The 23,263-nt window shown below is 61.9% G+C and carries 20 protein-coding genes; 15 read left to right on the top strand and 5 right to left on the bottom strand.

What is annotated here, in order from left to right:
• The first annotated feature begins 14 nt into the window (after positions 1-14).
• The 6 genes from QDX22_RS07480 (at position 15) to QDX22_RS07455 (ending at position 7,685) form a co-directional block, all read left to right on the top strand.
• Positions 15-1,370 carry a dihydrolipoamide acetyltransferase family protein gene (locus tag QDX22_RS07480; protein WP_122549230.1) on the top strand — a complete coding sequence of 452 codons (1,356 nt, stop codon included), beginning with the start codon at positions 15-17 and terminating at the stop codon, positions 1,368-1,370.
• Between the two features lie 390 nt (positions 1,371-1,760).
• Positions 1,761-2,591: an alpha/beta fold hydrolase gene (locus QDX22_RS07475; protein ID WP_166769842.1), complete on the top strand. Its 831-nt coding sequence runs from the start codon at positions 1,761-1,763 to the stop codon at positions 2,589-2,591.
• A gap of 110 nt (positions 2,592-2,701) precedes the next feature.
• Positions 2,702-3,475 carry a LamB/YcsF family protein gene (locus QDX22_RS07470; RefSeq protein ID WP_255580650.1) on the top strand — a complete coding sequence of 258 codons (774 nt, stop codon included), beginning with the start codon at positions 2,702-2,704 and terminating at the stop codon, positions 3,473-3,475.
• A complete protein-coding gene (locus tag QDX22_RS07465; protein WP_279717701.1) occupies positions 3,472-5,133 on the top strand; it encodes a 5-oxoprolinase subunit B/C family protein in 1,662 nt (553 codons plus the stop codon). The genes QDX22_RS07470 and QDX22_RS07465 overlap by 4 nt, the downstream gene beginning before the upstream one ends.
• Positions 5,134-5,170: 37 nt before the next feature.
• Positions 5,171-6,910, top strand: coding sequence for an acetyl/propionyl/methylcrotonyl-CoA carboxylase subunit alpha (locus QDX22_RS07460; RefSeq protein WP_279718187.1), 1,740 nt, complete (start codon positions 5,171-5,173; stop codon positions 6,908-6,910).
• Positions 6,903-7,685: a GntR family transcriptional regulator gene (locus QDX22_RS07455; protein ID WP_279717699.1), complete on the top strand. Its 783-nt coding sequence runs from the start codon at positions 6,903-6,905 to the stop codon at positions 7,683-7,685. The genes QDX22_RS07460 and QDX22_RS07455 overlap by 8 nt, the downstream gene beginning before the upstream one ends.
• Here the strand turns inward: QDX22_RS07455 and QDX22_RS07450 are convergent.
• The 3 genes from QDX22_RS07450 to QDX22_RS07440 form a co-directional block, all read right to left on the bottom strand.
• Positions 7,602-8,378 (bottom strand): putative hydro-lyase, encoded by a 777-nt coding sequence (locus QDX22_RS07450; protein ID WP_279717698.1) that lies wholly within the window; start codon positions 8,376-8,378, stop codon positions 7,602-7,604. The genes QDX22_RS07455 and QDX22_RS07450 overlap by 84 nt on opposite strands.
• Positions 8,375-9,550, bottom strand: coding sequence for an NRAMP family divalent metal transporter (locus tag QDX22_RS07445; RefSeq protein WP_233242879.1), 1,176 nt, complete (start codon positions 9,548-9,550; stop codon positions 8,375-8,377). The genes QDX22_RS07450 and QDX22_RS07445 overlap by 4 nt, the downstream gene beginning before the upstream one ends.
• Positions 9,551-9,847: 297 nt before the next feature.
• Positions 9,848-10,390, bottom strand: coding sequence for a hypothetical protein (locus tag QDX22_RS07440; RefSeq protein ID WP_110098146.1), 543 nt, complete (start codon positions 10,388-10,390; stop codon positions 9,848-9,850).
• Between the two features lie 106 nt (positions 10,391-10,496).
• Between QDX22_RS07440 and argG the strand changes: the two genes are divergently transcribed.
• The 3 genes from argG to QDX22_RS07425 all read left to right on the top strand — a co-directional run bounded on the left by argG (position 10,497) and on the right by QDX22_RS07425 (position 14,339).
• Complete coding sequence (argG, locus tag QDX22_RS07435; RefSeq protein WP_110098145.1) at positions 10,497-11,918, top strand: argininosuccinate synthase; 1,422 nt, start codon at positions 10,497-10,499, stop codon at positions 11,916-11,918.
• 188 nt (positions 11,919-12,106) lie between these two features.
• Positions 12,107-13,582, top strand: a complete 1,476-nt coding sequence (gene gtfA, locus QDX22_RS07430) for a sucrose phosphorylase (RefSeq protein ID WP_279717695.1) — start codon at positions 12,107-12,109, stop codon at positions 13,580-13,582.
• Complete coding sequence (locus tag QDX22_RS07425; RefSeq protein WP_279717694.1) at positions 13,569-14,339, top strand: glycerophosphodiester phosphodiesterase; 771 nt, start codon at positions 13,569-13,571, stop codon at positions 14,337-14,339. The genes gtfA and QDX22_RS07425 overlap by 14 nt, the downstream gene beginning before the upstream one ends.
• A gap of 22 nt (positions 14,340-14,361) precedes the next feature.
• On the opposite strand, the gene QDX22_RS07420 is transcribed toward QDX22_RS07425, so the two are convergent.
• Both QDX22_RS07420 and QDX22_RS07415 read right to left on the bottom strand, forming a co-directional pair.
• Entirely contained in the window at positions 14,362-15,879 is a 1,518-nt protein-coding gene (locus QDX22_RS07420) for a protein adenylyltransferase SelO (RefSeq protein ID WP_279717693.1), read from the bottom strand.
• 3 nt (positions 15,880-15,882) lie between these two features.
• Positions 15,883-16,512 carry a GerMN domain-containing protein gene (locus QDX22_RS07415; protein ID WP_147472543.1) on the bottom strand — a complete coding sequence of 210 codons (630 nt, stop codon included), beginning with the start codon at positions 16,510-16,512 and terminating at the stop codon, positions 15,883-15,885.
• A 162-nt stretch (positions 16,513-16,674) separates the two neighbouring features.
• Between QDX22_RS07415 and QDX22_RS07410 the strand changes: the two genes are divergently transcribed.
• The 6 genes from QDX22_RS07410 (at position 16,675) to QDX22_RS07385 (ending at position 23,198) form a co-directional block, all read left to right on the top strand.
• Positions 16,675-17,520 (top strand): HpcH/HpaI aldolase/citrate lyase family protein, encoded by an 846-nt coding sequence (locus QDX22_RS07410; RefSeq protein ID WP_110098141.1) that lies wholly within the window; start codon positions 16,675-16,677, stop codon positions 17,518-17,520.
• Between the two features lie 111 nt (positions 17,521-17,631).
• On the top strand, positions 17,632-18,750 hold the full coding sequence (mvk, locus tag QDX22_RS07405; protein WP_110122991.1) for a mevalonate kinase: 1,119 nt from the start codon (positions 17,632-17,634) through the stop codon (positions 18,748-18,750).
• Positions 18,747-19,757: a diphosphomevalonate decarboxylase gene (mvaD, locus tag QDX22_RS07400; RefSeq protein ID WP_110098139.1), complete on the top strand. Its 1,011-nt coding sequence runs from the start codon at positions 18,747-18,749 to the stop codon at positions 19,755-19,757. Before mvk ends, mvaD begins: the two co-directional genes overlap by 4 nt.
• On the top strand, positions 19,757-20,950 hold the full coding sequence (locus QDX22_RS07395) for a phosphomevalonate kinase (protein ID WP_122549220.1): 1,194 nt from the start codon (positions 19,757-19,759) through the stop codon (positions 20,948-20,950). The genes mvaD and QDX22_RS07395 overlap by 1 nt, the downstream gene beginning before the upstream one ends.
• Positions 20,947-22,107 (top strand): type 2 isopentenyl-diphosphate Delta-isomerase, encoded by a 1,161-nt coding sequence (gene fni, locus QDX22_RS07390; protein ID WP_122549219.1) that lies wholly within the window; start codon positions 20,947-20,949, stop codon positions 22,105-22,107. The genes QDX22_RS07395 and fni overlap by 4 nt, the downstream gene beginning before the upstream one ends.
• Positions 22,104-23,198: a hydroxymethylglutaryl-CoA reductase gene (locus tag QDX22_RS07385; protein ID WP_122549218.1), complete on the top strand. Its 1,095-nt coding sequence runs from the start codon at positions 22,104-22,106 to the stop codon at positions 23,196-23,198. Before fni ends, QDX22_RS07385 begins: the two co-directional genes overlap by 4 nt.
• Positions 23,199-23,263: the final 65 nt, after the last annotated feature.

Raw genomic sequence — 23,263 nt, 5'->3', positions numbered from 1 at the left:
CTGAGGGGGTATTCATGGAAATTTTTAAGCTCCCCGATGTGGGAGAAGGCCTGACCGAAGCCGATATTGTCGAATGGCGGGTTGCCGTCGGTGACACCGTTGCCGTCAACGATGTGCTGGTCGAAATTGAGACCGCTAAATCACTGGTTGAACTCCCCAGCCCCTTTGCCGGCACCATCCAAAAGCTCTTCGCCGAGGTAGGCGATACCGTACTGGTCGGTGAAGACCTGATTGGTATTGGCGACTCAGCAACCGCCGGCGACGAACCTGACTCCAGCGGAGACAGTGCAGTAGCGGCCGATAAACCCTTGGTGGGTTCTGGGCCGAAAAATGAAGCTACCCGTCGCCGGGCACGGAAAAAAGCCGCCACCTCGGCCCAGCCGAGACCGGCCACCCAGAAGCTTGACCCAGCACCAGAGTCAGCACCGGAGCAAGCACCGAGTCCGACACCGACGACAACTGTCGTGCTGGCCAAGCCACCGGTGCGATACTTCGCCAAGACCCAGGGCGTCGATCTTGCGCAGGTCACACCAACCGGTCCTCGCGGCGATGTCACCCGCGCGGATGTGGAAGGCTTTCTGAACCAGTCCACTCCCGCTGGTGCCACGGCAACATCGGGTCGAACCCAAGCTCAGGCACAGGCCACCGATCCCCGGGCTATCGTCGCGCGCACCCCGGTTAAAGGTGTGCGCAAAGCCACCGCGAACGCGGTCATGCAGTCGTATTCGCAGGCTCCGCACGTCTCGGTGTTTAAAGACGTCGACATCACTCGTAGCATGGAGTTCTTGGCACAGCTCAAGGCCTCACCCTCCTGGGAAGGCATCAAAGTTAGCCCGATGATCCTGGCCATCCGAGCCATGGTCCGCGCCGCCACGATCTACCCTCAGTTCAACTCGCTGTGGGAATCGGGGACACAAGATGGCCAACCCGACGAGATCGTGCAGTACCAGCACGTCAACGTCGCGGTCGCAGCCGCCACGCCTCGCGGGCTGATCGTACCGGTGATCCCGCAGGCGGACTTGTTGAGCCTGAAGGATATCGCGCGAGCGATGATGGAATTGACCTCCCGCGCCAGAGAAGGCAAGACCCAACCGGCCGAACTCGCCGGTGGTACCGTGTCGATCACCAATTTCGGGTCGCTGGGTCTCGATGCCGGAACCCCGATCCTCACCCCGGGCCACACCGCGATCGTGGGCTTGGGTAAAGGGTCGAAGAAGCCGTGGGTGGTGGATGACCAGATCGTGCCCCGCACCGTGCTGACCCTCGGGGGTTCCTTCGACCACCGCGTGGTCGACGGAGCAGAGATTGCCACCTACCTAGGTGAAATCGCTGCCGTGTTGGCTGAACCTGCGGTGCTATTGGACGAATAGTGCAGAGACCTGTCTGCCCATGGACCAGGACAAACCGGGTGAAACGGGGCAGACCAGCATTAAAGAAGCCGACCCGGTTGCTGTCGACAGCAACCGGGTCGGCTCTACTCATCACTCACACCTCGAAGAGGATGTTTAACATCGTAATGACCCCAGATGATTAGACGCTGGAGGAAATATGAACGTTTCCTGGGAATTTGTGTCGCGGAGGATCGGCCTGATGGCCCTCTGATGTTAAGCCAGTCACGTTACACTGGTGGAATTGAAGTGAACTGAAGTGTCGTGAGAGTTCAGGCCGAACCGTGCCTGACAATGTCGTCAGGCGGGGAAGCAACACGATCGGGGCCGACTCACTCAACGACAGACGTCTGCCGAGAATGGAGCCAATCAATGACCGACCAGCTGAAGCACGCGAGCGACGAGCAATCCACCCCGGTGGTCAATACCGTCTCGCTGACCGATTCACCTGCTACCGACAAAGATGTCCTGGTGGTAGGAGCCGGCATGGGGACCGGGGTGCGTGGGCTGTGGCAGCACGCGGCCAACCACTTGGCAGAGCGCTTCAGGGTCATCGGTTGGGATCTGCCCGGCCACGACACCTCACCGCCCCACCAGGCCAAAGTGCGGATTGAGGACCTGGCGGATGCGGTGGCTGCAATCATCACCACCCAGCGGGCTGAGGGAACCATTGGTCCGGAGGCCAAGGTCTACTACGCCGGTGTCTCGATCAGCGGTCAGGTGGGGCTCCAGCTCGGTCTCGACCATGGAGAACTCTTCGACGGAATCGCCATTGTGGCCTCCGCGGCCAAAATCGGCGAGCAGGCGGGTTGGCAAGAGCGCGCCCAACTGGTCGAATCGGCCGGCACCGCAACCCAAGTGATTGGCTCGGTGAGTCGGTGGTTCGCCGAAGGCTTTACCGACCAGCACCCCGACCGGGCTGAATCGTTGCAGACGGTATTAGAAAAAGCCGACCAGGTGTCCTTCGCTCGGCTATGTGAAGCTCTGGGTGCCTTCGATGTGCGCGAAGCGCTGCCGAAGATTTCCGTGCCGATCGTGGCGATCAACGGTGCCGACGATCAGGTGTGTTCCTCCTCGGATGCTCACCTGATTGCCGATCGGGTGCAGCACGGTGCCCAGGCCACCGTCGATCAGGCCGCCCACCAGATTCCCGTGGAACAACCCGAACGGTTGGCTGAGATTCTGCTCGAGAACTTCTCTTAGATCTCGAGACCTCCTCCGACGCTCACAGAACCCTCGGATTGTTGAACAATTTGAGGGTTGTGTGGCATTCTAGAGATCTACACCACTCGAGATGAGACGGAGGACACGTCGTGAACGCTGAGCACAAACTCACGATCGATATCAACAGTGATGTGGGAGAGTCTTTCGGGAACTACACCATGGGTGATGACGCCGCGATTTTCTCCTCAGTGTCGTCGGCCAATGTGGCCTGTGGGTTTCACGCGGGCGACCCCTCCATTATGCTCAACACCTGCCAGCTTGCAGCTGCGCGCGGGCTCACGGTGGGCGCCCATGTTTCCTACAACGACTTCGCTGGATTCGGACGTCGTTTCTTGGATGAGGACCCTCACCAGCTACGCAACGACGTGCTCTATCAGATCGGGGCCCTCGATGCGATGGCCACAGCAGCTGGTACCCGGGTGGCTTATGTCAAACCCCATGGCGCGCTGTATAACACCATCGTCAATCACCGCGAACACGCCGAAGCTGTGGTCGATGCGCTGGTCACCCACGGTCACGGACTGACACTGTTGCTTCTGCCCGGCTCTATTGCCGCCTCCCTGGCCGAATCAGCGGGACTGCCCGTGGTCTATGAAGCGTTTGCCGATCGGGGTTACACCCCGGAGGGGACCCTGGTCTCCCGCCGGCAACCCGGCGCGGTGCTCCACGACGAGCAGGAGGTCGTCCACCGGATGGTGCGTCTGGCCAAAGAAGGCATCATTGAAGCCGTTGATGGCACCGAGATACAGGTCAACGCCGGTAGCATCTGCGTTCACAGCGACACACCCGGGGCAGTGTCGATGGCTGCCGCGGTGCGTCGTGGCCTGGAAGAAGCCGGTGTGACGATCGAGTCCTTCGCATGAGCGCCCCGACCATCCGCTGGGCCGGTCGTCGCTGCTTTCTGGTGGAATGCGCCGATATCGATCAGGTCATGGCGCTCCACCAGCGCCTGTCCACCCACCCGGTCGCAGGCCAACGCGAAGTCCTGGCCACGGCTCGCACCGTGGGGCTATTCTTTGACACCGACGCCGAAGCCCGCCACGCCGCCGAAAACATCAGCCAGTGGAACTTATCGGATGCCGCATCGCACGACGGCGCGTTGATCACCGTCGAGGTGGTGTATGACGGTGCAGATCTCTGCGAAGTCGCCACCCAGTTGTCCATGAGTGTCGATGAGGTGATCAACTGGCACACCGGCACCACATGGTTGGGCGCCTTCGGTGGTTTCGCCCCAGGATTCACCTATCTGGTTTCCACCGGCGACAGCTATTCCATTCCTCGCCGGCCAACGCCGCGTACACGGGTACCAGCACAGTCGGTGGCCGTGGCGGGAGAATTCTCCGCCGTCTATCCCCAAGCCTCACCGGGCGGGTGGCAACTTCTGGGTCACACCAACGCAGTGATGTGGGATCTTGACCGGCCCTCTCCAGCGCTGGTTGCCCCCGGTGACCGCGTCCAGTATCACGCCGTCCGGGAACGGCTGACCACCACCCAGAACTCCACCGATCACCGGTCTGGTGAGCAACCACACGAGAAACTCAGTGCCACCGCAACACCGCAACACGGGCTGGAAATTATCACCACCGGACTCCAGACCTTGGTGCAGGACCTGGGGCGGCCCGGCTACGCCGATCTGGGAGTCAGCCACTCCGGGGTGGCCGATCGGGCCGCGGCCCGGCAAGCCAACCGGCTGGTCGGTAACGACTCCGACGCCGCCGTCCTTGAAGTGCTCATGGGCGGGCTGACGATCCAAGCCCGCGGGCACCACGTGCTGGCACTCACCGGAACCGGCACCCCTGCACAGATCTGGGCCCCGGAGACCGCACCGACCGGTTCTCGGCAGGCTCCGGTCAACGCAGCTTTTGCGCTCTTCGACGGTGAACACCTGCACCTTCCCACCCCTGAGGCCGGGCTACGCACCTACCTGGCAGTCCGAGGTGGCCTGGAGGCGACCGACCAGCTTGGCAGTCGCGCTACCGACACGCTGTCGGGCATCGGACCAGAATCGGTGCGGGAAGGCGCCGTTCTTGCGGTCAATAAACCCCAACACCCCCTAGCCGCCACCGGAACTGCCGAACCAGCAGTGCACCCCACTCTGCCGAGAGTCGACGGGCCAGCTACCGTACTGCGGGTGCTCCCCGGGCCACGCGATGACTGGTTCGGTCCCGCCGGACTGGAACAGCTGACTGGCCAACCCTGGCGGGTCTCCGACGACTCCAACCGCATCGGCGTGCGGTTCGAACTTTCCGAGGGTGGCACCGCGCTACAACGGGTTCAGGACGCGGAACTGCCGTCTGAACCAGCCGTGACCGGAGCCCTGCAAGTCCCCCCATCGGGTCTGCCGGTGCTGTTTTTGGCCGACCATCCCGTCACCGGTGGGTATCCGGTGATCGGTGTGGTGACTGAGGACGACCTGGACCTAACCGCGCAATTGCCACCCGGAGCCACCGTGAGGTTCCAGATTGATGACGAGACAACTGATGACAACCCAGGCAAGGACACCCACCATGACCAACACTGAAGCCACCGCCACCACAGTCCAGCAACTCTCCGGGCGGATGTCCAAAGTCCTGATCGCCAACCGTGGCGAAATCGCGGTGCGCGTTGCCCGGGCAGCCCGGGACTGTCATCTGGCCTCGGTGGCGATCTTCTCTGACCCCGATGCTGAGTCCCTGCACGTCGCGGTGGCCGATGAAGCCTACGCGCTGGAGGGATCCGCTTCGGCCGACACCTATCTGAATATCGACAAAATCCTGGAGATCGCCCGCCGGTCCGGGGCCGACGCGGTGCATCCCGGGTACGGGTTCCTGTCAGAAAACGCCGATTTCGCCCGTGCCGTGATCGAGGCGGGACTGACCTGGATCGGTCCCAGTCCCGACGCCATTGCCACCCTGGGAGATAAGCTCTCCGCCCGGGCGCTGGCCGTGGAGGTGGGTGCCCCGCTGGTTCCCGGCTCGGACGGGCCGGTGGAATCTGCCGATGAGGCTCGAGCCTTCGCTGAAGAGAACGGCTTGCCGATCGCCATTAAAGCCGCCTTCGGCGGTGGCGGACGCGGCATGAAGATCGTCCACCGTGTCGATGACATCGAATCCGCTTACGATTCGGCGGTGCGTGAAGCTCGCACCGCTTTCGGTCGCGGCGAGTGCTTTGTTGAGCGCTTCTTACAGCGGCCCCGCCACGTCGAAGCCCAGGTCGTGGCCGATACTCACGGCAATGTGGTCGTGGTCGGTACCCGCGACTGCTCACTGCAGCGACGCAACCAGAAACTCATTGAGGAAGCTCCAGCCCCCTGGTTGAGCCAGGAACAACGCCAGCGGATTCACGACTCGGCCGAGGATATTTGTCGGGCGGCCGGTTATACCGGTGCCGGCACCGTGGAATACCTCGTGGCCCCCGACGGGCTGATCTCGTTTTTGGAGGTCAATACCCGGTTGCAGGTCGAACACCCCGTCACCGAACAAACCACCGGGGTCGATCTGGTCGCCGAGCAGTTCCGGATTGCTGCCGGACTGCCACTGAGCTTCACGGAAACCCCCGAACCCACCGGGCACAGTTTTGAATTCCGGCTCAACGCCGAAGACCCCGCGTTGGGCTTTGTGCCCAGCCCCGGGACCGTGGAGCGGTTCGAGTCTCCTACCGGTCCGGGCGTGCGCCTGGACAGCGGGGTGGTCTCCGGCTCAGTGGTTCCCGGGGAATATGATTCCATGCTGGCCAAGCTGATTATCACCGGTGCCAATCGCGAACAAGCGCTGATTCGGGCGCGCCAGGCCCTAAAAGAACTGGTGATTACCGGGGTGCCGACTGTGGTGGGCTTCCACCAAGCGGTGCTGGAGACCGAGGACTTCACCAGTACCGAAGCGTTCGGGGTCTATACCACCTGGATTGAAGACGAGTTCACCCCTGAACTGCAGGCTTCGCCTTATCTGACCCATCCGGGTTCGGCACGACGAGAAATCACCATCACTCTGGACGGTAAAGCACACGCCTTGGGTCTGCCCGAGGAGCTCTACCGTGCCCTGCGCCACGGTTCTGGCGGGGCTTGCGATGAGGACTCGACCGGCCAGGATGCGACGACTGAACGGTCAGCAACAGCGTTGACTGCCCCCATGAACGGTAGTATCGTCAAGTGGTTAGTCGCTGACGGCGATCAGGTCGAGACCGCAGACCCGGTTGTGGTCGTTGAAGCGATGAAGACCGAAACTACGTTGCGGGCTCCGATGGCGGGAATCTTCCGGCGTGAGTCCTTTAACGAGGGCGATGCCGTGAGACGGGGAGAGGAACTAGGACACTGTGAGTAAGCTCAGTGGGGCAGCCGAGCGAGCTGCCACGAGGTTGCGCGCTGAGATCTCCCACGGCCAGTTAGTGCCCGGCACTAAATTAGGCGAGCACCGGCTGGCCGAACGCCTGAGCATTTCCCGCAACACTTTGCGTGAGGCCTTTCATTTGCTGGGCGAAGACGGGCTCGTCGAGAAAATCCCGCACCGTGGCGTGTTCGTCGCTCGACCCACCCACGAGGATGTGCGCGAAATCTATCAACTGCGTCGCATGATTGAACCGGCCGCTATCATGTGGGGTCATCTCACCGATGAGCAGCTACGCACCCTGGATGAGGCCACCACGGCGGCGCTGGACTACCGGGAGGCCGGGACCGTGTCGAAAATGGCCGATGTCAATCAGCTGGTGCACGAAACCATTGCCTCGATGACCGGGTCCACCTCGTTGATTCAACTCATGGACCGCGCCCTGGCCAGAGTGCGGTTGGTTTTTCACGGCATGGCCGAAGTTCCCGATTTTCACTCGATGTTTGTCGACGACAACCGGCACGTGGTCACCTGCTTGCTACAGGACCAGCGCGAAGAAGCTGCGGCGTTGATCCCGCCCTATTTCGCTCGGGCTGAATCACTGTTGCGGACCTTTATGTCCCAGTCCCAAAACGATCCAGAACCGCTCAGCGACGAGGCGCCGGCACCACGTCGTGAGGACACCCGGTTAGGGAACCTGGTAGTCGGCATCCCGGGCATCGGTGATCATCATGTGTCCGGGCGCGTGCCCGATGGCCAGATCGGGTGCTGACTCCATCACCGCTGCCTGAGGAGTGACACCGCAAGCCCAGAATACCGGTAACCAGCCCTGCGGGATCTCGGCTGGCGGATCCCCGAAATCCGGGGAATACAGGTCGGTAATCCCGATCTGTTCGGGGGCGCCAATATGGACCGGGGCCCCGTGCACGGCCGGGTAGCGAGAGGTAATCCGTACCGCCTCGGCGATGTGCTCGGCAGGAATCGGGCGCATCGACACCACCAATGGCCCGCGGATTGCTCCGGCGGGCCGACACGGCACAGTGGTGGTATACATCGGCACATTCCGCCCGTGGAGCTGATGAGCGAGCGGAATGCCCGCCTGAGCCAAGGCACGTTCGAAGGTGAACGAACAGCCGATGAGGAAACTGACCAGATCGTCCCGCCACAGCCCGGTGATGTCCTGGGGCTCATCGACCAACTGGCCGTGGCGGTAGACCCGGTATTGGGGTGCATCGGTGCGGATATCGCCGTCGGGGATCAGCTCCGAGCTCGTCTGACCCGGCTCCAGGACTCCTAGCACCGGCATGGGCTTCGGATTGCGCTGAGCGAAGAGCAAGAGATCGAAAGCGTAGTGACGCGGCACGATCAGCAGGTTCGCCTGGGCATAACCATCGCACAGTCCCGAGGTGGGAGATAACCGTCCTGCACGGAATGCTTGGCGGGCGTGAGCGGGGGTTAGTGTCATGCTGCGTTACCGGTCATCAGCTCGATGGCGGGCAGGAACGAGGTAACGGCCAGCACGAGCGTGAGCACCCAGGCCAAGGTTCCGATCACCACCAGCCAGCGCGGGTAGTGATAACCCTGCAACAGGTCGCGACGACGCCAGGCCACCCACAGCAGCACCCCGAAACCAATCGGCAGAATCAGGCCGTTGAAGGCACCGGCAAAGATCAGTAACTGTTGTGGGGCCTGGCCGACGAATAAGAAGATCACCGTGCAGACACCGATCAACCCGATGGTGAGCCAGTTGCGGACCTTCACGCTACCGTCAGAACGGGTGATGAAGGTAACCGAGGTATAGGCGGCGCCAATGACCGAGGTCAACGCGGCAGCCCAGAGCACAATACCGAATAGCCGCAAGCCAATCTCGCCGGCGGCGTGGCGGAACGCATCGGCAGCCACGTTATCGGCCGCCAGCGTGACGCCGGAGGCAACCACACCGAGGATGGCCAGGAACAATAGCACGCGCATCACACCGGTGACGACAATACCGAGAATGGAGGTGTTGGTGATCTGACGGACGGACTCGGGTCCGCGAATGCCGGAATCGATCATGCGGTGGGCGCCGGCAAAGGTGATATAGCCACCCACCGTACCGCCGACCAGTGTGGTGATCACCAACATATCGACCTGCTCGGGCATCACGGTGTTCTTTAAGGCTTCGCCTACCGGTGGGGCAGCGACGATGGCGACGTAGAGCATGAGCAGAATCATCACGGCGCCTAAGATCACCACAATGCGGTCCAGGGCCATACCGGCGCGCTTGGAGAGGAAGATCAGGATAGCCAGCACGGCCGAGATGGCGCCACCGATACGGGCATCTGCTCCGAACATGGCGTTGGTGCCTAGTCCTGCGCCGGCGATGTTACCGATGTTGAACACCGCGCCGCCGATGAAGACCAAGCCGGCTAGCACCCAGCCGATGCCGGGGAGAACTTTATTGCCCAGTTCTTGGGCGCGCATCCCGGACAGACCGATAACGCGCCAGACGTTGAGTTGCACACAGATATCGATGAGGATCGACGCCAAGATCGCAAATGCGAAGGCGGCCCCGAGCTGAACGGTGAAGTTGGCGGTCTGGGTGATAAACCCCGGACCAATCGAGCTGGTGGCCATTAAGAACATCGCGCCCAACAGGGCGGTGCGACGAACATTCTTGGGCTTTTTGGATTTTTTGGTGGTTTCCGAGACGGTGGGTTCTTGTTCGGATACAGCGGTCGTGGTGGGACCTGCCTCTTCGTGGGTGTTGGACACAGCGGCCTCCGCGGGTGAATGGTATCTCCGTGACGTGAACTGAGTCACGCATATTGTGAGGGTAGCTTACAGGTTGTTGAACAATATCTGCAAGATCTTGTTCAACAATATGAGCCGGGGCGGAGGGGGCTCGCGTGCGAGTCCGGTGGTGTCGGTGTCCTACAGGCTCGACATAGTGGCTTAGGCAACCCGGTTCGAGATGCTGGCGAAGATGGCGTCCATGGTGGACACGAAGAGATTGGCCGCCTCGTCATCCAAGAACCGGCACAGGGCTCGGTGGCCGTTAGGGCCATCAACTTCCATCAGGGCAATGGCTTCCATCTGCCGATGGGGTAGGACCCACATCCGAGCCACCGGCTTGGTGGTGTCTGGAACCGGCTTATTTTCCTCGTTGGTGGTCAGCGTGAAACCAAGGTATTGCACCCCGGGAGCTTGGGAGGTCTCAGCGTCGCGCACGTGTGACCCACCGATCCGGGAGCTGGCCGGTGACGTGGTCAGACTATTGATCAGAGACACCGTAGCCACCGCGTCGTCCCGGTCGGAGAAGATCGCCAGTGGCTGGGTTTTTGCTGCCGAGAAGTACACGAGCGCATACGGGCCGGTGGTCGGGTTTCCACCAATAATCAGACCCTGGTTCTGCTCTCGCGTCTCGCCCGGAGCAAGCCAGTTCTGCAAGGGTTCGAAATCGGCGGAGTGCTTGCTGGAAGAGCGCTGATCGGTCATGTCTGACAGCCTAGTGTTGCCCCAGTCTTGAGGCTAGAACCCGGGTCAGGCTCATAATGGGTTAAGAATTCCGGTCAACCGGCCCCTGGGCGATAAGGTAGGAGTTATGTCTAAGGTTTTGTCTTCTCTGCCCACAGGTGAACGCGTCGGAATTGCCTTTTCTGGAGGTCTCGATACGTCCTGTGCTGTGGCTTGGATGCGGGAAAAGGGTGCTACGCCGTGCACCTACACCGCCGATATTGGCCAGTACGATGAACCGGACCTGGAAGGCGTCACCCAGCGTGCCAAGGACTACGGTGCCGAAATCGCTCGTTTCGTGGACGCCAAGAAGCCACTGGTGGAAGAAGGGTTTGTTGCCCTAGCCTGCGGTGCGTTCAACGTCCGCTCTGGGGGGAAGACGTACTTCAACACCACCCCGCTGGGTCGTGCCGTGACCGGCACCATGCTGGTGCGCGCTATGAAAGAAGACGGCGTTGACATCTGGGGTGATGGCTCCACCTATAAGGGCAATGACATTGAGCGGTTCTACCGCTATGGCCTGATGGCCAACCCCAAGTTGCAGATCTACAAGCCCTGGCTGGATGCTGCCTTTGTGGATGAGCTAGGTGGCCGTCAAGAAATGAGCGAGTGGCTGGTTGAGCACGGCTACCCCTACCGCGATTCAGCTGAGAAGGCCTACTCCACTGACGCCAATATTTGGGGCGCCACCCACGAGGCTAAGCAACTGGAGTTCCTCAACACCGGCCTGGATATTGTTGAACCGATCATGGGTATCCCCACCTGGCGCGAAGAGATCGAGGTTCCCTCGGAGGAAGTCTCGGTCGGTTTTGAAGCCGGACGCCCGGTGAGCATCAACGGTGAGCGCTTCGAAGACCCCGTGGCGCTGGTCTATAAGGCCAATGAAATCGGTGGCCGTCACGGTCTCGGCGTCTCCGACCAGATCGAAAACCGCATCATTGAGGCCAAGTCTCGCGGCATCTACGAGGCTCCGGGGATGGCTCTATTGCACGTGACTTACGAACGGTTGCTCAACGCCATTCACAACGAGGACACCCTCGATAACTACTTCACGCTGGGTCGTAAGCTCGGACGGATGATGTACGAGGGTCGTTGGTTCGACCCGCAGTCGCTGATGTTGCGCGAATCGCTACAACGCTGGGTGGGCTCGGCAGTGACCGGTGAGGTCACGTTGCGTCTGCGTCGCGGTGATGACTACACCATCCTGGATACCACCGGTGAGAACCTTTCCTACCACCCGGAGAAGCTGTCGATGGAACGCGTCGGCTCTGCCGCCTTCGGCCCCGAAGACCGCATCGGCCAGCTGACGATGCGCAACCTGGACATCGCTGACTCCCGGTCTCGACTGGAGCGGTATGCCACCACCGGTATGGTCACCGGCCCGACCGGTGAGCTGATGGGTGAACTCGAGGTCGGAGGCGCCGCCGATATTGCCTCCGCTACCGGCCAGCCCGATGAGACCTCCGACGAGTTGGGACTTTCGGCTGCCTTTGATACCGGCACCGACTAACGCACGGCGCAATGCGCGCAACCACCCAACGACCGCTGGGTGGTAACCATCGGTCAACGTGGTGCCGGCGAGGAGCAGACGTTTCGTAGCTTTCGATTCGCCAGCGACGGTAATCTGGTGGATATCGAGCACTTTTCGATCACCGCACCCGAATGGCCCGATGTGGCCCAGCGACTCAGAAATCGGTTATGACCACCTCACCACTGCCGGAATCCCGCACCCCTGCCACCACCTTGCGGAATGGCGTGCAACTGATTGTCTACGCCAACCGCTTCGGCGGTGATCTGCTCACTACCCGTCGCTGGATCGATACCTACTTCCCGGGCGCGTTCACGGGTGTCCACTTATTGCCGTACTTTCGCACCTATGACGGCGCTGATGCCGGCTTTGACCCCATCGACCACCGCGAAGTCGACCCGCGATTGGGCGACTGGCCGGATGTGGCTTCCGTGGCGGAGGCCTACGATCTGTGCTCCGACATGATCGTCAACCACGTCTCAGCCCGCTCCCCGCAATTCCAAGACTTTCTTGCCCATGGCGCCGACTCTGAGTATGCCGATATGTTCTTGTCCTACTCCGGGATCTTCCCCGAGGGAGCGACCGAGGACCAGCTGTTAGCCATCTACCGGCCACGGCCGGGACTGCCCTTCAGCCTCTACCGGGTCGCCGGCCAACCTCGCCTGCTGTGGACCACCTTCACCTCTGAACAGATCGACATTGATATCAACTCCGATCACGGTGCACAGTACCTCACCGAGATCTTGCACCAGCTGGCTGAAGCGGGCGTGAAATTGATCCGCATGGACGCGGTGGGATATGCCTTCAAACAGGCCGGGGCCAGCTCATTCATGATGCCCGAGACCTTCGAGTTCATCGGCAGACTCACGGAACAAGCCCACCAGCTGGGCATGGAAGTTCTTGTCGAGATCCACTCCTACTACCAGACTCAGCTCGAGATCGCCTCGCGCGTGGATTGGGTCTACGACTTCGCTTTGCCACCACTGTTGCTCCACACTCTCACCACGGGGTCCGTCGCTGCGCTGAGCGAATGGATCCGGGTGCGTCCGACCAACTCGATCACGGTCCTGGACACTCACGACGGAATCGGTGTGATCGATGTGGGGCCCGACCAGCTCAACCCCCATCGTCCGGGACTGCTGCAAGACGCCGAGGTTGATGCACTGGTGGGAACAATCCACCGGCTCTCGGACGGCCAATCCCGGTTGGCCACCGGTGCAGCGGCCTCAAACCTGGACCTCTACCAGGTCAACTCGACCTACTATGACGCGCTGGGTCGGGATGACCAGCGCTATCTCACCGCACGAGCCATCCAGTTCTTCCTGCCCGGTATCCCACAGGTGTACTACATGGGCGCGCTGGTTGCCGACAACGATATGGAATTGTTAACCTCCACCGGCGTGGGCCGCGACATCAACCGTAGTTATTTCACCGCCGAAGAAGTCGAACGACTGATGTCACGCGACGTCAATCAACGGTTGCTCCAGCTCATGCAGTGGCGCAACCAGCACCCGGCCTTCCAGGGCGTCTTCTCGATGGTTGAAACCACCGAGACGATGGTGCAGCTACGTTGGGAGCATAACGACCACTGGGCTCAACTCACCGTCGACGCGAGCGCGGGAGATTTCAGTTGTGAGTGTTCCTGACCGCCACCGGGACCGGCCACTGGTCGTAGGCCACCGGGGAGCCTCACTGCTGGCACCGGAGAATTCTCTGCTGGCTCTGCGGGCCGGCCTGGATGCTGGCGCGGATGCGGTCGAAATCGACGTGCAGCTATCGGCTGACGGGGTTCCGGTGGTTTTCCACGACCGTCTGTTACAGCGCACCACGAATATCGACGAGGTGTTTCCCGAACGACACCATCTCCCCCTGAGTTCTTTCAGCTACGAGGAACTCTCCCAGTTGCAACTGCGCGGCCCACAGGGGCTGTCCGGCGAACGCATCCCCACCCTTGATCAGGTGCCCCAGCTACTCGGCGATCACGCGCAGCTGTTTGTGGAAGTCAAAGAACCAGCACACTCGCCGGGGATCATCCAGCTGCTCATCGGCCGGCTCACCCAGGACCCGGTTTTCTCCTCGCTGGTGGCGCAACACCGACTGCGTTGCATCAGTTTCGACCACGCCACCATCCGGGATGTGGTTGCCGGGGTTCCAGGACTACACGGTCAATATTTGGTCGATCAGCCTCCCAGCCGGCACGTGGTGATCGATGCGGCACGCCATTGCCTGTCGATGGGGACGAACCACCGCACCCTGGATGCCACCACAGTACGGGCAGTGCACGAACACGGCATGGCGCTCAGTGTCTATACGGTCAACACCGTCGCGGACGTCCAACGGGTCACCGAGCTCGGAGTTGATGTGATCACCACCGATGACCCTGGCCTGGTTCCTTCAGGGTAGTGAGCTGGTTACGGTCGGTGGGCTAGGTCCCGCAGAAGGTCTGGAAACTGTGAGTGAAACTCTCCGGAGCCGGTTGCTCAAAGCGTTCGGTATCTGGTTTCCAGTCGTAGGGGTGGGTCACCAGGTCCCACAGCGTGGTGAAACTGTCGCTGACCCGATCTCGTCGGGCGACAACCTCGCTCACCGAGTCCCCCAGGGCTTCTTCCACCAGATGGTTGCGCGGAATATAGCGCGGGTTGAGGGCCTGTAGTCCGGAGGTTTCCGGTTCGAGCGCTCGCCACTGGGTGAGCCACGTCCGGGCCCGTTCGGTCTCACCGAGGACATCGGTGTCGGTCTCGTCTATGGTCCCTGCCAGCCTGCTGAGGCCGAGGAAGAACTGGGTGAGATCCACCCGGGTTTCTTGCCACAGCTCGGGAAGCTCGCGCACCAGCTCACGGACGCGGTGGTCGTCGTCGTAGCGTTCGGACAGCCCGACTTTCGCGGCCAAACCTCGTTCATACGCGTCGACAAACGCCGGGGCAAATTCGCGCACCTGGTGCTCAGCGATCTCCAGGGCCCGGTTCGGGTCAGGATCAATGTTCGGCAACAGCGCCTCGGCCAAGCGGGAGAGATTCCATTCGGCCACCGCTGGTTGATTGCCGAAAGCATACCGGCCGTTGGTATCAATGGAGCTATACACTGCGGTGGGGTCAAAGCGGTCCACGAAAGCACAGGGGCCATAATCAATCGTCTGACCGCTCAAGGTCATATTGTCGGTGTTCATCACCCCGTGCACGAATCCCAGTCGCATCCACGAGGCCACCAGCTGGGCTTGGGCGTGCACGGTGTGGGCCAAGAGCTCCTGAGCCGCGGGTCGATCAGATTCCAGACGGTCCGGGGCATGTCGGGTGAGCGCTAGTCGTATCAGACGGTCCAGGACCTCTTCGGACTGGTCTGAACGCGGTTTGACGTGGCGGGCCAGCTGCACGCTACCAACGCGAAGATGAGAGTCAGCGACACGCACGAGGATCGCTCCCGGTTGAGTCTCGCTCCCCCGCACAACTCGTTCACCGGTGAGGATGACGGCCAGGGCGCGGGCGGTAGCAATTCCGAGCGCATGCATGGCTTCACTGATCAGATACTCGCGCAGCACCGGGCCGAGCACCGCCTTGCCATCCCCGGCCCGGGCGGCCCCAAACGGGGTCAACCCTGACCCCTTCAGGTGGAGGTCAACACGACGTCCGGTGGCAGAGCAGGTGAGCTCGCCCAACAGCACAGCCCGGCCATCGCCTAAGACCGGAGAAAAAGCGCCGAACTGGTGACCGGCATAGTTCTGTGCCACCGGGACAGCATCCTCGTCCAGGTGCTGGCCCAGGAGGAACTGCAGGCCTGGGTCTGAGCTCAGCAAGTCCGGGTCGAGTCCGAGATCCTCTGCCAGTTGAGTATTGAGTAACAGCATCTGGGGAGCCGGTCCCGGCTGGGGGGAGAAAGGAACACTGAGCTCTGGGAGCGTGTGGGCAAATTCCGCCCCCAGTCGTGGGACAGTGGGGGAATGAGACATGATCTAGGACTCCGTGGTGATTTCCTCGCCCAGCTCAATATCAGCGATGCCGAGCACCTCATTGAGGGGCTGGTCGTTGACGGTAATCTTTGATTGTGAGACATGCGCTGCCCGCTCGGCTGTCTGCTTCAATTGCGCCAGAATGCGTTGCGACTCGCAGTCGCTACGGGTGACCACCTCTCCAGACAGCTTTACGGTTACCGTATCACCGTCGATGGTGGTTTCCTCAACCTGTAGCGATTCCCGAGAGAACACCACGGAATTGGTAAATGGCGGATCGCCGTGACGGTAGTGCTGGTCATCCAGCAAAAACTGCACAGCCTGTTTGACCGTATCGGTCTCGTTCTCCACCAGGGTGGGAGCGGACTGGACCGAAACCAGCAGGTCTTCGCAACCAAAGGTGTTCCCGGTGGTATTTGGCGGGTAATTACCTGACAGTGCAACCAAGCTGATCGGCAGGGAGGTGTAGCCATCGTCATCGGGCTTTTGAACGTTGACTGTCCCTCCGGGACCGAGGGATTCGGGGTTCGATTTTTCGGCGGAACAGCCGGTCAAAACCAGTGCGCCACAGACCGCCACAGCAGACAGGCGGAGCCACAGAGAACCGCCGCGAAGACGTTTAGTGAGCAACATGGTTTTGGGCACTCCCGAGCGCAGATTGGAATAACGGCAACAAGATCTGCCAAGATCCTACCGCTAAAACCGGGGAAACCGGTCTGTTCTGCGACGGGTTACTCGGTGGCTGTGGGTGAACAGCCGGTGTCAGCTACACAGCGATCGACTAATGTTTAATGCATGCCTTTGAGGAACCGACGCGCTGCTGCTTTGCCCGCTAAACTGTCTCGTTCGTGGCTGTTGATGAGTGCGGCACAACAGGATCTGTTTGCGCCCGGAATGGCTTCCGAAGCCGATTCCATCATCCTGGATTTAGAAGCTGCTGTTCCCGCAGAGCAGAAAGATCAGGCGCGGGAAAATGTGGTTGAGGCATTGACCTCGGGGATGACTGGCTGGGTGCGCATTAACGGCCCGAATACCGATGAATGGGCCGAAGATCTTCGTCAGCTCCAAGGACTCAGCGGACTACGTGGCGTGATGTTGGCCATGTCTGAACACCCCGAACAGGTCTCACACACCGCCATGCGTCTGGGTGCTGGCGTTCCGGTGTTGGCTCTGATCGAATCTGCGGTGGGAGTCGAAAATGCCGTGGAGATTGCCCGGGCACCGGGCACCTTCCGCTTAGCGTTGGGCACCAATGACTACCGCAAGGATGTCGGTGTGTCCGAAGATGCGCTGGCCATGGCTTATGCGCGCTCGCGGTTGGTCAATGCTTCCCGCGTCGGCAAGCTTCCTGGCGCCATTGACGGCCCGCCCGCGGTGGAGGCAGCCGTCGAGACCGTGGTGGAAAGCTCCCAGCTGACCGCGTCGATGGGGATGACCGGGCGTCTGTGTTTGAATCGAAGCCAGGTCGAAGACATCAATAAGGCGCTGAGCCCATCCGAGGACGAATTGGCTTGGGCTCACGAAATGCTCGACGCCCATGAAGCCGGCGCGCAAGCTGGGGAAGGGTCCTACCTGCCACGTCTGGCACGCGCCCAAAAAATTGCCGATTTGGCCGACTCCTACGGGTTGTGGAACGCCTAGTGCCGTGCGAGGTTCGGTGATCACGTAGAATAAACATTTCGCGAGACGACCAACGCCTGCGGACCGTACCGTTAGAATGCCCATGTCAGCTACGCACCAGTAATTGAGTTCATGCAACCAACACAGGATTACGCCCCACGTCGTGGTTCTCGGCACCACCACGCCGTCGTGACTGCTCCAGAAGGGCCCACAGCTCGCGAGAGCAAAGACCCCTCGACCGGTGTGCAGTCCGGGCTGGGCTCAGCACACGGCAAGGCGATTCTGATCGGCGAACACGCGGTGGTCTACGGTGCACCAGCGATCGCGCTACCTCTGCTGGACTTGCAAGCCACCGCTAGTGTGCGCGATTCTCGGCGCGGGTATCTCACCACCGATCTCTACACCGGTCCGCTCAACGACGCCCCCAAAGACATGGGGCCGATCGTGACCGCGTTACGTGCCTCAGCAGAAAAATTGGATGTGCGGGCCGAGCGACTCGATGTCATCTTGCGCTCAACCATCCCGTTTGAACGTGGTCTGGGCTCTTCGGCGGCTACCGCCGCGGCAGTCGTGAGAGCCGTGGCCAACCACGCTGGGGTCCGGTTGTCTCCGGCAGAAGCCCATGAGCTGGTGCAGACCGCCGAAACCGTTGCCCACGGTACCTCTTCCGGACTGGATGCCCACGCGGTGCAGTCACTGGCCCCATTGCGGTTCCAACAGGGCAAGCCCACCACCGTTCAGGTCGGCGCGGGACTGACCTTTGTTATCGGGGATACCGGCACGGTCGGCTCCACCGCGGCCGCGGTGGGAGGAACCCGGATGCTACGTGATATCCAGCCGGCAGTCGTCGATCGTGTCATGGAGGATCTCGCCGATCTGACCGACGATGTGGCCGTGGCCTTAGGGGACGGTGACGCGGTGCGTGTGGGCCGCAATATGCACGAAGCTCACACGCTTTTGGCCTACCTGGGAGTCTCTGCTCCGGCCCTGGATGCCCTGGTCGCAGCGGCCCTTGAGGCCGGCGCTTACGGGGCCAAACTCACCGGCTCGGGACTCGGTGGGTGCGTGCTTGCTCTGGTCCCCGACCAAGAACTCGCCGGAAAAGTCGCGGCGGCTATGACCGCGGTGGGCGCCACCCGCGTCTGGACCACCTCGTTGACCCCCAACACCACCGACAATCAGACGGCACCCACCGCCCGGATTGCTCCCTCCTCTGCCCCCACCCCCTCATCCGCCCAGGAGGATCGTTGAGTCACGCCATTGCTCAAGCTCACCCCAATATTGCCCTGGTGAAGTACTGGGGCAAGGCCGATGAGCAACTGATGATCCCTCTCGCCGGGTCCCTGTCGATGACCCTGGACGATTTTGCGACCACCACTCGGGTGGAACTGCTCGGCTGTGCCAACAGCTCCGCCGATAACCTCGACACAGACCTCTTTGAACTCAACGGTGCGCCACAAACCGGATCGAACGCGCAGAAAATCAGCGCCTTCCTGGATCTGGTGCGCACCTTGGCCGCCGAAGCCGGTCTGGACACCGCCACTGCCCGGGCCCGGGTCACCTCCTGCAACGAGGGGCCCACCGCGGCCGGAATGGCTTCTTCGGCCTCGGGCTTTGCCGCCCTGGCCACTGCCGCTGCCGCCGCCTATGGGTTATCGCTAGATACCGCCCAACTCTCCCGGCTGGCCCGGCGCGGGTCCGGTTCCGCCTGTCGGTCGGTGATCGACCGGTTTGCGGTCTGGCACGCTGGCACCGACGACGCCACCAGCTATGCCACCGCAATCCAGGCCCCCGACATGCGCATGACCGCGGTAACCATTTCCGGCACCCAGAAAAAAGTCTCCTCCCGTGAAGGAATGCGTCGTACGCTGTCGACCAGCCCCTTTGTCGCTGGCTGGGCCCCCACCACGGACGCGGTGCTGAAACAGATGATGGCCGCCTGTGCCGCCGAGGACTTCACAACCATCGGTGAGCTCACCGAGCTACACGCCCACCGGATGCACGCACTGATTAATTCCGCCAACCCGCCGATCCGCTACCTCGCCCCCGATAGCTGGCGGGTCATCGAAGCCGTAACAGGTCTGCGTGAAGCCGGCACCGAATGCTACGCCACTGCCGATGCCGGCCCCAATGTGGTGATTATTTCCCGCCCGGAAGATGCCGAGACCGTCGTGGCACGCATGCACGAGCTCCTCCCACAGGCCGGGGTGAAAACCTTCGCTCCGGGGCCCGGCGCCCGACTGGTGGAGGCCCCCTAGTGTCCAGCCGCCTTCCGCTGACCGCCCAAGCCCCCGGCAAGCTGTATGTCACCGGCGAATACGGTGTCGTCGAGCCTGGATGCTCGGCCGTGTTGATTGCCGTAAATAAGTACCTGAGCGTCACCCTGCGCGCACCCGGCTCACATCGGGGCCACGATGTGCTCACCGCTGCCCGAATCTCTCAGGCCATCGACACTGCTCGCACCGGCACCGACTATGCGCTGACCACCGCGGTGATCATGGAAAAATTCCGGGCCGAACGCGCACTGACCCGTATCCCGGTTGACCTGGATGTCCACAATGACCTCCGGGACGCCAATGGGGCCAAGTACGGGCTGGGCTCTTCCGGGGCGATCACCGTGGCGACCGTGACCGCCTTTGATGCGCTCTACCAGCTTGGATTGAGTGAGTACGACAAATACCGGCTGGGCCTGCTGGCCTCCATTCAGGTGGCCCCGCGAGCCTCCGGTGGCGACGTGGCCGCCTGTCTGAGCGGAGGGTGGAGTTGCTACACCTCCCCGGACCGCGCCAAGTTGCCCCGGGTCTTGCCCGTAGATGTCGCCGGGGACCCGCAGGGCCCCGTCAGCTCAGTCACCGACGCGTTGGCCTCGGAACACTTCGCCGAAACCCCATTTCGGCGGCTCACGGTGCCCGAGAATCTCACGGTGTTAGTGGGATGGACCGGCCGGCCGGCACTGACCGATCAGCTGGTCGGTGAAGTCCATAGCTCCAAACAGGCCTGTAGCGAGAGTGATGAGAGTTTCCAGTCGCTACTGGCCACGTATCAGCACATTGTCGCTGACGTGGTCACCGGCCTGGAATCCGGGGATTTTGCCACGGTCCGCGACGGGATGGTCGCCACCCGCACCGCGTTGCACCAGTTGCAACAGCTGACCGGGACCAGCATTGAAACTCCGGCCTTGAAAACACTGATCGACCTGGCTCAACAGGTCGGCGGCCAACTGTGCTGCGCCAAATCTTCCGGGGCCGGTGGGGGAGACTGCGGCATCGTGCTGGCCGACCAGTCGGTCGATACCGCGCTGATCACCGGAGCCTGGCAAGAAGCCGGCATCACCCCGCTACCGATCGGAGTTAGTCCCACCGGAGCCCGTATCATAGAAACTCCAGACCTGCCCGCATCGCACCAGGGTCAGCACGAGACACCGTACGAGGCAAAGGATTATCACCAGTGAACTCCACGGCAGCATCGCGCAAAGACGACCATATTCGCTTGGCCGAGGCCCAACAGCACCAGCTGGCCGACCACCCTGTGGTCACCGACTACGACCGGGTCGAAATCCTCCACCACGCCCTGGCCGGCATCAGCCCCGAGACCACGACCACCCACGCTACCCTGGGACCCTGGCAACTGGTCGCCCCGCTGTACATCAACGGCATGACCGGAGGCACCGAACAGGCCCGGGAGATCAACCGGGCCCTGGCTCAAGCAGCAGCGGCTACCGGAATCCCGATGGCCTCCGGGTCGGTGGGTATCGGGCTGGATGAGCCCAGTACCGCTGACTCCTTTCGCGTGATTCGCGAAGAGAACCCGGACGGGCTGATCTGGGCCAATATCGGTGCCGGACGCAGCGTGGAAGATGCTCACCGGGCGGTGGACCTGCTCGATGCCGACGCGCTACAAGTTCACCTCAACGCCATCCAAGAAACCGTGATGGTCGAAGGCTCGCGAGACTTCAGCAACTGGCTGGGACTGTTAGAAGACATCGTGCGCGCCCTGGAACCCGATGGGGTACCGGTGATCATCAAAGAGGTCGGTTTCGGACTCAGTGCCCGCACCCTGGGCCAACTGCGCGATATTGGGGTGACCATTGCCGACGTGGCCGGTGCTGGAGGCACGAACTTCGCCCGCATTGAAAACGACCGTCGCGCGAGCGGAGAGGACCCGATTGCCCAGGCTGGCAACTGGGAGTGGATCACCCAGCTGGGCTCCTCGGCAGCCCGGTGCCTGCTCGATGCCCACGCCGCCGGTATCCTCTCCAGCCCACACACGCTCGCCGAGCACCATCACTGCGAACTCCAGGTGCTGGCCTCCGGCGGAGTGCGCCACCCGCTGGACGTGGTGCGAGCCCTGGCACTAGGCGCCCGTGCGGTGGGGGTAGCCGGAGCGTTTTTGACCATCGCCAGACACCACGGTGCGGAAACTCTCACCGAGGTGATCCGCATCTGGCTCACCCGCATCCGCCAGCTGATGGTGCTGTTGGGTGCGCACACCGTCGAGGAGTTGCAGTACACCGATGTGATCCTGCATGGGCCTGTGCGCGAATTTGCCCTGGCCCGCGGGGTCGACCTGGCTCAGCTGGCCAATCGTTCTGGGAAGGAGACCCGATGACCACCGACAGCCCACTGCGCGATCCGGGTACCAGCACCTACTCTCAGGAATTTCCCACCGGGGTGCCGACCCGCTGGGTAGGCCCGATACGGATCGGTGGTGATGGCTTCACCACCACCGAAATGATCGACATTCCACTAGCGACCTACGAAACCCCGTTGTGGCCCTCCGTGGGGCGTGGGGCGAAGATCTCCCGGCTCCACGAGACCGGCTTGCAGGCGACAGTGCATGACCAGCGGATGACCCGCTCGATTCTGCTCACCGCCGATTCAGCGCGCACCGCTCAACGAGCGGCCGAGGTTATCGACGCCCGCCACCAGCGCCTCAACGAGCTGGTCACCGCCGGATCCCGCTACGCCAAACTCATCGAGATTCATCCCGAGATTGTCGGTAATTTGCTGTTTGTGCGACTGGCCTACACCACCGGGGACGCCTCCGGACACAATATGGTCACCGCCGCCTCTGATGCGGTGCTGTCGGAGATCCTCAGCTGGGACCTGGGGCTGGGATACGGGTCGGTGTCAGGAAATTTCTGCACCGATAAAAAAGCCACCGCGGTCAACGGTGTGCTTGGTCGCGGAATCTCGGTCACCGTGGAGATGGTCATCGACCGCGACGTGGTGGAGAAGAATCTGCGCACCACCGCCGAGCAGCTCACCCAGTTGGTCGTGCAGAAAAACTATGTGGGTTCCACCATCGCCGGAGCGATCCGATCGGCGAATGCTCACTTTGCCAACATGCTCTTGGCCTTCTATCTTGCTACCGGCCAGGACGCGGCCAATATTGTCGAAGGCTCCCAGGGCTTCGCCTATGCAGAAAACCGCGACGGCGACCTGTACTTCTCGGTGAGTCTGCCTCACCTGATCGTCGGCACGGTGGGTAACGGCAAGCACCTGCCCCACGTGCAACAAGCCATGGCACGGATGGGGCTGAACGAACACCGCGAGATCGGCGAGAACTCCCGCCGGCTGGCCGGGTTGATCGCCGCCAGCGTGTGGTGCGGTGAATTGTCCTTGCTGGCAGCTCAAACCAACCCCGGTGAGCTGATGAACACACACCGAGCATTCGAACGCAACCAGCAACAGCGCTAGACTAGACAGACTGCAGACAAACGGCTGAGACGCCCAGCGGGGGCGAAAAAGCGGGCAAGAAGGGG

Origin of the sequence: Auritidibacter ignavus (assembly GCF_029853775.1) — a bacterium.
Taxonomy (GTDB): Bacteria; Actinomycetota; Actinomycetes; order Actinomycetales; family Micrococcaceae; genus Auritidibacter; species Auritidibacter ignavus.
Note: the sequence above shows the minus strand (reverse complement) of the source record. Positions and strands in the feature narration are given on the sequence as shown.